General features: G+C 65.8%; 9 protein-coding genes. 5 read left to right on the top strand and 4 right to left on the bottom strand.

The genetic code is table 11. The features are described from left to right. The 3 genes from GJ633_RS09710 to GJ633_RS09700 form a co-directional block, all read right to left on the bottom strand. Positions 1–2,010 (bottom strand): xanthine dehydrogenase family protein molybdopterin-binding subunit (locus GJ633_RS09710; RefSeq protein ID WP_156588664.1); only part of this gene is annotated, 2,010 nt, incomplete at its 3' end. A gap of 1 nt (position 2,011) precedes the next feature. Then, positions 2,012–2,503 (bottom strand): (2Fe-2S)-binding protein, encoded by a 492-nt coding sequence (locus GJ633_RS09705; protein WP_156588663.1) that lies wholly within the window; start codon positions 2,501–2,503, stop codon positions 2,012–2,014. A 96-nt stretch (positions 2,504–2,599) separates the two neighbouring features. Then, a complete protein-coding gene (locus GJ633_RS09700; RefSeq protein ID WP_321169004.1) occupies positions 2,600–3,202 on the bottom strand; it encodes an SRPBCC domain-containing protein in 603 nt (200 codons plus the stop codon). A gap of 227 nt (positions 3,203–3,429) precedes the next feature. Between GJ633_RS09700 and GJ633_RS09695 the strand changes: the two genes are divergently transcribed. After that, a complete protein-coding gene (locus GJ633_RS09695; RefSeq protein ID WP_321169003.1) occupies positions 3,430–4,659 on the top strand; it encodes a molybdopterin molybdotransferase MoeA in 1,230 nt (409 codons plus the stop codon). After that, entirely contained in the window at positions 4,656–5,342 is a 687-nt protein-coding gene (locus GJ633_RS09690; RefSeq protein ID WP_321169002.1) for a nucleotidyltransferase family protein, read from the top strand. Before GJ633_RS09695 ends, GJ633_RS09690 begins: the two co-directional genes overlap by 4 nt. A gap of 148 nt (positions 5,343–5,490) precedes the next feature. Here GJ633_RS09690 and GJ633_RS09685 read toward each other — a convergent pair whose 3' ends face one another. Beyond that, positions 5,491–6,852 (bottom strand): NAD-dependent succinate-semialdehyde dehydrogenase, encoded by a 1,362-nt coding sequence (locus GJ633_RS09685; protein ID WP_156588659.1) that lies wholly within the window; start codon positions 6,850–6,852, stop codon positions 5,491–5,493. A 740-nt stretch (positions 6,853–7,592) separates the two neighbouring features. Here GJ633_RS09685 and xylB point away from each other — a divergent pair. From xylB to GJ633_RS09670, 3 genes are all read left to right on the top strand, one after another. Next, positions 7,593–9,128: a xylulokinase gene (gene xylB, locus GJ633_RS09680; protein ID WP_156588658.1), complete on the top strand. Its 1,536-nt coding sequence runs from the start codon at positions 7,593–7,595 to the stop codon at positions 9,126–9,128. 30 nt (positions 9,129–9,158) lie between these two features. Further along, the gene (gene deoC, locus GJ633_RS09675) at positions 9,159–9,806 is read left to right on the top strand and encodes a deoxyribose-phosphate aldolase (protein WP_321169001.1); all 648 of its coding nucleotides are present in this window, start codon (positions 9,159–9,161) and stop codon (positions 9,804–9,806) included. Between the two features lie 352 nt (positions 9,807–10,158). Next, positions 10,159–10,971, top strand: coding sequence for an SDR family NAD(P)-dependent oxidoreductase (locus GJ633_RS09670; protein ID WP_156588657.1), 813 nt, complete (start codon positions 10,159–10,161; stop codon positions 10,969–10,971). Positions 10,972–11,161: the final 190 nt, after the last annotated feature.

The following is an 11,161-nucleotide window of genomic DNA, read 5'->3' as shown; positions in this document are numbered from 1 at the left end:
GCCGACGTCGTCGACGGCGACGTACCGCTCGAACTCGACCTCGCCGGTGTCCGGGTCGACCTCGACGACGGCGGCGTGCATCCCGAACGGGAACACGAAGTTGTCCGGGTCGTAGAAGCTCGTCGCCTCCAGCCCCGGCTCCGTGTCGTCGGGCATGTCGTGAGCGAGGTACGCCTGCTCGGCGATCTCCGTGATGTGCATCGAGCGGTCCGGCGCCCCCGTGACGTGGAATTCGCCGTTGTCGAAATCGATGTCCTCCTCGCTCGCCTCGAGCTGGTGCGCCGCGATCGACTTCGCCTTCTCGACGACCTTCTGCGAGCTCTTGACGAGCGAGCTCCCGCCGACGGCGGCCGAGCGGGAGCCGTACGTCCCCATCCCCTGCGGGATCTCGTCGGTGTCGCCCTCGACGACGTCGACGTCCTCGTAGTCGATCCCGAGTTCGTTGGCGACGATCTGCGCGTACGTCGTGTCGTGACCCTGGCCGTGGCCGGACGTGCCACAGTAGGCCGTGACGGTGCCGGACGGCTGGAACCGTACCAGCGACGACTCCCACAGCCCGGCCTGCGCGCCGAGCTGGCCGGCGAGCTCGGAGGGCGCGAGCCCGCAGGCCTCGATGTACGCGGAGAAGCCGATCCCGAGGTATCGACCCTCCTCGCGGGCCGCTCGCTGGCGCTCGCGGAAGCCCTCGTAGTCGAGCAGTTCCAGCGCGCGGTCGAGCGTCTTCTCGTACTCGCCGCTGTCGTAGACGACGGCGACCTCCGTCTCGTAGGGGAAGGCGTCGTCCGGCACGAAGTTCCGTCGGCGGAACTCGGCCGGGTCCATGTCCATCTCCTTCGCGGCGAGGTGGATCAGCCGCTCGACGACGAACGACGCCTCGGGGCGGCCGGCGCCCCGGTAGGCGTCGACCGGCGGGACGTTCGTGAACGCGCCGGTCACCTCGCAGTGGATGGCCGGGATGTCGTACTGCCCCGACAGCAGCGTGCCGTAGAGGTAGGTCGGGACGGACGGCGCGAACGTCGAGAGGTAGGCGCCGAGGTTCGCCTCGGTCTCGACCGTCAGGCCGACGACGTTGCCGTCGTCGTCCATCGCGATCTCGCCGTGGGTCTCGTGCCCGCGTCCCTGCGCGTCGGTCAGGTACGTCTCCGAGCGCGTGGCGACCCACTTCACCGGCCGCTCGACCTGCTTCGCGGCCCACGCGGCCAGCGCCTCGTCGGCGTAGTGGTGGATCTTGCTCCCGAAGCCGCCGCCCACGTCCGGCGCCCGGACCTGGAGCTTGTGTTCCGGGTGGTCGATGACTCCCGACATGAGCAGGCGGTGGAGGTGCGGGTTCTGGGTGGTCATCGCGACTTCCAGCTCCTCGGTCGAGGGGTTGTAGTCCGCGACGGCGGCGCGCGGCTCCATCGCGTTCGGGATGAGCAGCTGGTTCTCCAAGTCGACGCTCGCCGTGTGGCTGGCGTTCTCGAACGCCTCGCTGGTCTTCTCGGCGTCGCCGATCTCCCACTCGAAGGCGGTGTTGCCGGGCGCGTCCTCGTGGAGGTCGGCGGCGCCGTTCAGCGCCTCCCGCGGGCTCGTGACCGCCTCCAGCCGCTCGTAGTCGACGTCGATGGCGTCGACGGCGTCGTGGGCGGCGTACCGTTCCTCGGCGATCACGACGGCGATCGCGTCGCCCTGGTAGCGAACGCGGTCACCGGCGAGGATCGGGTGATCGACCTGGTTCAGCGTGTCGAGGAGCCAGCCCGTCGGCAGGTTCCCCGGCACGTCGATGTCCTCGGCGGTGTAGACCGCCACCACGTCGTCCATCGCCTCCGCGGCGCTGGTGTCGACGCCCTCGATCGCCGCGTGGGCGTGCTGGCTCCGCTTGACCGCCATGTGGGTCATCTGCGGGAGCTGGATGTCGTCGGTGTACTCGGCGTCGCCGGTCAGAAGCGCGGGGTCCTCGCGGCGTTCGATGGCCGAACCGAGGATGTCGGCGGCGTCGACGTCGTCCGGATCGACGGATTCGACGCTCATCTCAGTCGTCCCCCCGGGCGCTGGCGCCCATCTTTTCCGCGGCGTTCTCGACCGCGTTGACGATGTTCTGGTACCCGGTACAGCGACAGAGGTTCCCCTCCAGCGCCTCGCGGATCTCCTCGTCGCTCGGGTCCGGGTTCTCCTCGAGGAGTTGCGTCGCCGTCATCATCATTCCGGGCGTGCAGTAGCCGCACTGCAGGCCGTGTTCCTCCTGGAACCCCTCCTGAATCGGGTGGAACTCGCCGCCCTCGGCGAGTCCCTCGACGGTCGTGACCTCCTGCCCGTCGGCCTGTGCGGCCAACACCGTGCAGGACTTGACGGCGTCGCCGTCGAGGTGGACCGTACAGGCCCCGCACATGGTGCTTTCACACCCGACGTTGAGGCCCGTGTATCCCAGCTGTTCCCGGAGGGCGTGCACCAGCAACTCTCGCGATTCGACTGTCAGTTCGTGGTCGGTTCCGTTTACCGTGAGCGTGATCTCGTGTTCTGCCATGATGTCCGCGATCCGTGGGGCCGTGGTCGTCGTCGACCAGGGTGGTTTGCGGTTCGGCCGTCGCGGCCGGACTGTCCGACTGATCGGCGTCCCGGATCACAGCAGATTCCGGACCCGATCGCGAAGCCCCTCCGAGTCGTCCTCCTCGGCGACCTCGGTCAGGCGGTCCTCGACGCTGCCGAAGAACCGACTGACGACGCGGTTGGCCACCGGGCTGATGACTCGCTGTCCCATCTGGGCGATCTTGCCGAAGACGTCCGCCTCGGCCTCCCACTCGATGTCGACGCCCTCGTCGGCCTCTACCAGAGTCATTCCCGACGACATCTCGAACGAAGAGTCGGTCGCGCTGCCCTCGCCGGAGGCGTTCATCGCCGGGAACTCCCGCTCGTCGATCGTGACGACCGTCCGGAAGCTCGGCTTGACGCTGCCGACGCTGATCTGCATCAGCGCCGCGTAGTGGCCGCCCTCCTCGAAGGCCCGCTCCGAGATGTCCTCGGGGTCGGCTTCGGGCAGCGTCGCCGGATCCTCGTCCGGCGCGCTCTCCCGAAGCGCCTCGAAGTCCACGTCGTTCGGGTCCTCGACCCGCGTCAGGAACTGACACCCCGGCAACGACTGTTTGATCAGGACCGGGTCCGACAGCGCCAGCCACACCTCTTCGGTCGATACGTCGTCGATCGTGAACGTCCCCTCGAACTCCACGATCAGCCGACCTCGGTTCGTCCCGTGCCGCTTATCAACATGGTGCGTGTTACCATTCTACTGTGATGGGAACCAGGTTCGCTTACATAATAAAATATGGTGACGGTAAACGTGATCGGTAATAGTTACCCTTCGTCCAGCGTTGTAACTTGTTTCGGTCCACCGTCGGCAGCGCAGACGCGCCAACGTCCGAGCGCTCGGCAGACCGTGACCACGAGGGTCGTCGCGTGACCGACCACGGCGTGACCGACCACGGACTCTCGCGTCGTACAGCAGCGGTGCGTCGGCTACTCGCCGATCGAACGCGGCTGCTCGAAGACAGCCCGACGGAGGAGGTTCCGCTGTCTTCGGTCGCCGGGCGGTCGCTCGCCGAGCCGGTCGTCGCCGAGGCCGACGTTCCGGTTCACGACGTGGCGACGATGGACGGGGTCGCGTTCGCGGCCGACGACTCGTACCCGTTGCGGGTTATCGACGACGCCGTCGCCCCCGAAGACGACCCACCGACGATCGATCCGGGCGAAGCCGTTCCGGTTGCAACCGGGGCACCGCTCCCGCCGGAAGCGACGGCGGTGCTGAAACGCGAGGACGCGGACCGCGAGGGAGAGGTACTCGACGGTCCGTCGCTCGACGCCGGAACGAACGTGTACCAACGGGGGAGCAACGTCACCGCCGGGGAGACGCTCGTCGAACGCGGCGAGGTGCTTACCCCCAAAGACGCAGCGTTGCTTCGGGACGTGGGTCGCGGAGAGGTCGTCGTCGCCGAACGGTTCTCCGTCGCCGTGCTGGCGACCGGCACCGAGATCCACGAGGGCGTACAGCCCGACCGGGACTCCGAGATGCTCGCCGGGCTCGTCGACGTGTGGGGGCACACCCCGACGCTCGTCGGGAGCGTCCCGGACTCACCGGACCACGTCCACGACCGGATCGCCGACCTTGCGGACGGCTACGACGTGGTAGTGACAACGGGCGGGACGAGCGTCGGCCGCGGCGATCACGTGGTCGATGCGCTCGACGCTCTCGGCGAGATCCTGTTCCGCGGCGTCTCGCTCCGACCCGGGCGCCCGGTGACGGCCGCCCGCCTCGACGACGGGACGGTCGTCGTCGCGCTCCCCGGCAAACCCGTCGCCGCCCTCTTCGCCGCAACGCTCGTCTGCCGCCCCCTTTTCGACGGCCCGGCCGCGTCGGAACCGCTTCCAACGCTGACGGCGTCGCTCCGGCGCGACCTCGCCGTCTCCGACGACCCCCTCGAGTACGCCGTGCCCGTGACGCTGACCGACGAGGGAGCGATGCCGCTCGGCCACGTCGACTCGGTGCTCCCGGTCTTCGAGCGGCGGTACCGGCCGGGACGGCTCGCCGCGAGCACTCGGGCCACCCGTGCTGACGCTGTTTGGATCACGGAACGCGGCGGCGAGGAGGGCGACTCGATCGCCGTCGTACCGATGGAGGTCGTCCAGTGACCGACGATCTGCCCGTCGTCGAGCCTCCCTTCGACGGCGACACCGAGCAGGAATCGCGGAAATCGTCCTCGTCCGTATCGCCGGCCGATACGTCGCCGATCGTCGGTGTCGTCCTCGCGGCCGGCACGAGCTCTCGGTTCGGCGATCGGAACAAGCTCCTCGTGACCTGGCGAGGCGAGCCGCTCGTCCGTCACGCGGTTCGCACACTCTGTGAGTCCGACGTCGACAGCGTCGTCGTCGTTACCGGCCACGAGCACGAACGCGTCACGGCCGCTGTCGCAGACCTCGACGTGACAGTCGTTCACAACGAAGGGTACGAGGCGGGACAGGCGACGACCGTCCGGCGAGGCGTGGCAGCCGCACGCGACCGGAACGGCGCAGCCGTCCTCGTCGCGCTGGGTGACATGCCGTTCGTCTCCGTGGAGAGCGTCGATCGCCTCGTGGCGGCCTATCGGGCGGGTATCGGCGACGCGCTCGCCGCCAGTTGTGAGGGCGTTCGGGGCAACCCGGTGTTGTTCGACGATCGGCACTTCGATGCCCTCGCAGACGTCGCCGGGGATACCGGGGGTCGTGAGATCCTTTTGACCGGCGATCGTTCCGTGCTCGTGGAAACCGGTGACGACGGTGTGCTCGCGGACGTCGATCGGGGGGAGGACTTGAACGAGCTACGAGAGCGGCGGTGATCTTCACAACGAGACGCGGTTGCCGAGCCATCAAGTAGGCGGTTGACCCGAAGCCACCGCTCACTTGCTAGAACGGTTCACCATTACAGGTCGATTCGCGTTTGTGAACAAGTGACGGTGCGCCGAGTCTCGGACGCGAACGCGCGGGCTACTCCACCCAGACCGTCTTCCGGTTCACGAACTCCTTGATGCCCGCCTCCGAGAGCTCGCGGCCGAACCCCGAGATTCCGACTCCGCCGAAGGGAACCCGTGGATCGGAAGCGACGACCCGGTTGACGTAGACACAGCCCGCCTCGATCTCGTGAGCGAGCCGCTCGCCTCGCTCCCGGTCGGTCGTCCAGACGCTCCCGCCGAGTCCGAACCGCGTGTCGTTGGCCCGCGCAATCGCCTCCTCCTCCTCGTCGACGCGGAAGACGGCCGCGACGGGGCCGAACAGCTCGTCTCGGGCGGCCGGGGAGTCGTCCGGGACGTCCGTCAGCACCGTGGGCGGGTAGAAGGCGCCGTCCCGATCGAGCGGTTCCCCGCCCGTCTCGACGGTCGCGCCGGCCTCGACGCTCCGTTCGACCTGTTCGTGGAGCTCGGCCATCAGGTCGGCGCTGGCCTGCGGGCCAACGTCCGTGTCCGGGTCCGTCGGGTCTCCGACCGTCAACGACGCGGCCCCCTCGACGAGCCCCGAGACGAACTCGTCGTAGACGTCGTCGTGAACGACGAACCGTTTCGCGGCGATACACGACTGTCCGGAGTTCTGGTTGCGCGCCCAGACGCCCTCCTCGATCGTCATCTCCAGGTCGGCGTCGTCGAGGACGACGAACGGGTCGCTGCCGCCGAGTTCGAGGACGGACTTCTTGATGCGCTCGCCGGACGCGGCCGCGACCGCGCTCCCCGCGGGGCCGCTACCCGTGAGCGTCGTCGCTTTCACCCGCTCGTCGTCGATGACACCTTCGACGAGATCCGAAGAAACGAGAAGCGTCTGGAAGGCGTCATCGGGGAAGCCGGCGTCCCGGAACACCTCCTCGATGGCCAGCGCACAGCCCGGGACGTTCGAAGCGTGTTTGAGGAGGCCGACGTTGCCGGCGACGAGGTTCGGTGCGGCGAACCGGAACACCTGCCAAAACGGGAAGTTCCACGGCATCACGGCGAGGACCGGCCCGAGCGGTTCGTAGGATGTCTTCACCTCTGTGCCGGCAGGGCTGGGGTGATACTCGTCCTCGAGGTAGGCGCTCGCGTACTCGGCGTAGTGTTCACACACCCACGCACACTTCTCGATCTCGCTTTCCGCCTGCGTGATCGGCTTTCCCATCTCCCGGGTGATCAACTCGGCGTACTCCGACTGTCGCTCACGGAGAATCTCCGCCGCCGAGACGAGCAACTCTTCGCGTTCACGCTGTGGCCGTTCACGCCATGAGTCGAACGCGGCCTCCGCGTGGTCCAACGCATCCTCGACATCCGCAGCCTCGTCCGTCTCGTACGTTTCAACTGTCTCGCCGGTTGCGGGATTAACCACGTTCATACGCGACGGTTTCATTCGGCTCTGTTATGTTTTTTCATAAACGACTGACCAAAGCATCAACCCACTCTCGATTTCCATTCAAACACGTGAAAACGATCCTGAGGCACGTATCAACCACAGCTACAGAACTTGTACCCCGACTACAATTTTGTAGCTGGGACTGATGCGTGTTTACGTTTCATATGGTTGGATAGTCTCCAGGATATGGTGTGATTGGATAGTCCCCAGTCAGGTGATCTCCTACTCTACTTGTGAAATGTGTCGGTGAGAATTTGCTGCGTGGTAAGATGCTGGAATTCGTCCTATATGGCACCGGTCAACAGCTAACAAAAGGCACGCATCAAAGGTATCCTTCGAGGTTGTGTGGGAGTTAGGCAAGCGCACTCACTGCAACGGATTGGAGGCCGAGACACTGGTGACTTCACCGTCTATCGGTATCTCTTTGTGCGATAGCGACCGTGCGAGTTTGACAGCCGGCCGTACGTGGTATGTTACCGAAGTACAGAGACTCTCTCGAACAGAAGTCTCGATAAGCTACTGCCGTCCGGCGGTCCGTCGGTTGGCCAAACCGGCTGCCAGACCGGCTGATACGTCGCCGACGACGCATCGGATTCTTCCAGACGAGCGGACCGCGTGTTCGAGACGGACCACCGACTCCGAGCCCGACGCCGGCGACCGTGCGATCCTCGGTCACTATTATTACCGGTCGGAACGAACGGAGTAGCAAATTCTGTATCGATATGTCCGACAAGAGAATACTGGCACACGACCTGGGAACGACCGGAAACAAGGCGACGGTGTACGACGAAGACGGGAATCTGCTCTCGAGTGACTTCGCCGAGTACGAGACGTTCTACCTGCGGGACAACTGGGCCGAACAGGACGCGACTCAGTGGTGGTCTGCCGTCCGGCAATCCACGCAGAGCCTACTCGACGACCTCGACGGGAGCGCCGAAGACATCGACGTCGTCAGCTTCAGCGGGCAGATGATGGGTTGTTTGCCGGTCGACGAGGGGGGCGATCCCCTCAGGCGCGCTATCATCTGGGCCGACCAGCGTGCCGTCGACCAAGTGGCGACGCTCGAAGAGCGGGTCGGGAGAGACACCGTCTACGAGGTGACGGGACACCCGGCGAAGGCGAACTACACTGCCGCCAAGGTGCTGTGGATACGCGACCACGAGCCGTCGGTCTTCGATGACACGTACAAGTTCCTTCAGGCGAAAGACTTCGTGATACAGCGGCTGACCGGCGAGTTCGTGACCGATTACTCCGACGCGTCGGGAACGAACCTCTACGACCTCGACGCGCGCGACTGGTCGGACGAGATTCTAACCGGGATCGAACTGTCGCGCGAGAAGCTCCCGCCCCTCCACGCGTCGACCGACGTCGTGGGCGAGGTGTCCCCGGACGCAGCCGAACGGACCGGCCTCGAAGCCGGAACGCCGGTCGTCGCCGGCGGCGGGGACGGCTCCTGTGCGACGGTCGGGGCCGGCGTCGTCCGCTCCGGTGAGGCCTACACGTATCTTGGCACGTCCGCGTGGGTCGCGACGGCGAGCGAGGAGCCGATCGACGATCCGGACCGCCGGACCTTCACCTGGGCCCACCTCGACGAGTCGAAGTACGTCCCGATGGGGACGATGCAGAGTGCGGGCGGGTCATTCCAGTGGGCGATCGAGACGATCGGCGGTGATCTGGAGCGGGCCGCGGACGTCGCCGGCGTCGACAAACACGACCTCGCGAACCTGAAGATAGCCGATAGCGACCCCGGGGCGGACCGTCTCCTCTTTCTCCCGTACCTCCTCGGTGAACGGAGCCCGCACTGGAACCCCGACGCCCGGGGCGTGTTCGTGGGACTGTCGAAGCAACACTCGCAGGCCGAACTGTTGCGCGCCGTCGTGGAAGGCGTCTGTTTCAACCTCCGGATCATCTGGGAGGCGCTCCAAGAACAGGGAATCGCCAGCGACGAGCTCCGGGCGATCGGTGGCGGCGCCAAAAGCGACGAGTGGCACCAGATCCTCGCCGACGTGCTCGACACGCCGGTGGTGCTCTCCGATCACCCACAGGAAGCGACGTCCCTCGGTGCCGCGGTCGCAGGCGGCATCGGCGTGGGTATCTTCTCGGGGTTCGACTGCGTGGACGAACTCGTCTCGCCCGAACGCCGGCGAGAACCGACCGGGAACGACCGCGAACACTACGACGAACTGTTCGAGATTTTCAAAGAGAGCTACGATCGGCTCACGCCGATCTTCGACAGACTGGCCGATACGACCCCGTAGCTTTTGGTCTAACGGACCCCACCGGCGGGTGTGAGTTCCGACGACATCGCCGCGCTGATCGACCACACCGTACTGGGTCCCGACACGACCGTCGCAGACGTCCGGGCCGGGCTCGAAGAGGCGATCGAATACGGGATGAACTTCGCCACCTACCCGTGTTACGTCCCGACAATCCGTGAGCGGTCACGGGACGTGACCGTCGTCGCTCCCGTCGGCTTCCCGCACGGACAGCATGCGTCCGAGGTGAAACGGACCGAAGCACGCACTGCCGTCGAAGAGGGAGCCGACGAGATCGACGTGGTGATCAACGTCGGAACGGTACAGACGGGCGATAGAGACGGTGCAGTCGAGGATCTCCGAGCCGTGACGGAGGCCGTGTCGGTGCCGGTGAAAGTCATCATCGAATCCCCGCTCCTCTCCGAAGACGAGATCCGCCTCGCCTGTCAGGCCGCCGTCGACGTCGACGCCGACTTCGTGAAGACGGCGACCGGGTTCGCGGGCGGGGGCGCGACGGTCCCCGACGTGAAACTGATGAGCGAGTACCTCCCGGTGAAAGCCAGCGGCGGGATCGGCTCGTGGCGGGAGGCGAAGGCGATGCTGGACGCCGGTGCCGAGCGGATCGGATCGTCCAGCGGGAAGACGATCGTCAGGCAGTACCGCGACAGCGAACGTCGCTAACAGTTCGACGTCCTGCACTCGACAGCTCGTCTGCCGATCCGGCCCCAACGCGCTGTCCGCTAGTGTGACACTGAACGGTGCGGCAGTTGGCCCGCCCGAGAGCGACGGCGTCCGGCACGATGTGCTGATAGACGGCTACGAGGGCGATGGGGAGCAGAACAAGTGGGAGTCACTGGACTGGAGTCGCCTGCGACGACAGCCGTTTTCGAAAGTCGGTCGCGGGCCGTACCCCTACCTGAATTTTAATACTGCTGGCAGCCAGAGGATCACGGAGAGATATGCGAGAGAAGAACTCCCACCAGCGGAGAACCGCTAGCGAACACGTCGACGACGCTACTGCGGGGGAGTACCCATGACCGGTGAGCTGTCCGGCCAGACGGCGATCGTGACTGGGGCGAGTTCGGGGTTCGGACGCAAAATCGCCCGATACTACGCCGACGAAGGCGCGACCGTCGTCTGTGCCGACATTCGCGAGACGCCACGCGAGGGCGGGTACGAGGACGATCCCGACCGCTCGACGCCCGAGATAATCGAACGCGAGGGCGGCGAAGCGATCTACGTCGAGTGTGACGTAACCGATCCCGACACGGTCTCCGCGCTCGTCGAGACCTGCGTTTCGGAGTTCGGCGGATTAGACGTGTTCGTCAACAACGCCGGGATCTATCCCCCGCTCGGGAAGGTTCACGAGCGCCCCGTGGAAGACCTCGACCGAGCCTACGCGGTGAACGTAAAGGGGGTCTGGAACGGATCGAAATACGCCGTTCAACAGTTCCTCGAACAGGATTCCGGAGGCACGATCATCAACGTGGTCTCGCTCGCGGGGCTGTGTGGGTGGGCGGAACAGGCGGCCTATAACGCTTCCAAGGGCGCCGCGAAACAGCTCACCGAGACGCTGGCCATCGAGTACGGTCCCGAAGGCGTCCGTGTGAACGCGATCTGTCCGGGGTTCGCCCCCACTGCACTCACCTCGGATCTGTACGACGTCGAGGAGTTCAAACAGAAGATCACCGACAACGCACCGTATGGTGATCGGTGGGTTTCCCCGGAGGACGTCGCCAACGCGGCCGTGTTCTTGGCCTCGGAGAAGGCAGCGTTCATTACGGGGGAGTGTCTGACCGTCGACGGCGGATACGGGCTCACGTACGCGCACACGAGAGACCTGTAGATCGCACAGATCGCACGCAGTCAGGGCTGTAGATCGCACAGATCGCACGCAATCAGGGGAGTTATCGCTTCAGTCTCGCGAGTACGATACTGGCCAGAGTGTTCTGAGAGGGGTTCTCACACCAGCCCGGGTTCGCTCGATACAGGTCAAGGAACGTCTGATTCGCTGTCCGGTAGGCGCGCTCCCGCGA

The sequence above is a fragment of the Halorubrum sp. CBA1125 genome, assembly GCF_009742825.1.
GTDB lineage: Archaea > Halobacteriota > Halobacteria > Halobacteriales > Haloferacaceae > Halorubrum.
This window is presented reverse-complemented; position numbering and strand designations above follow the sequence as displayed.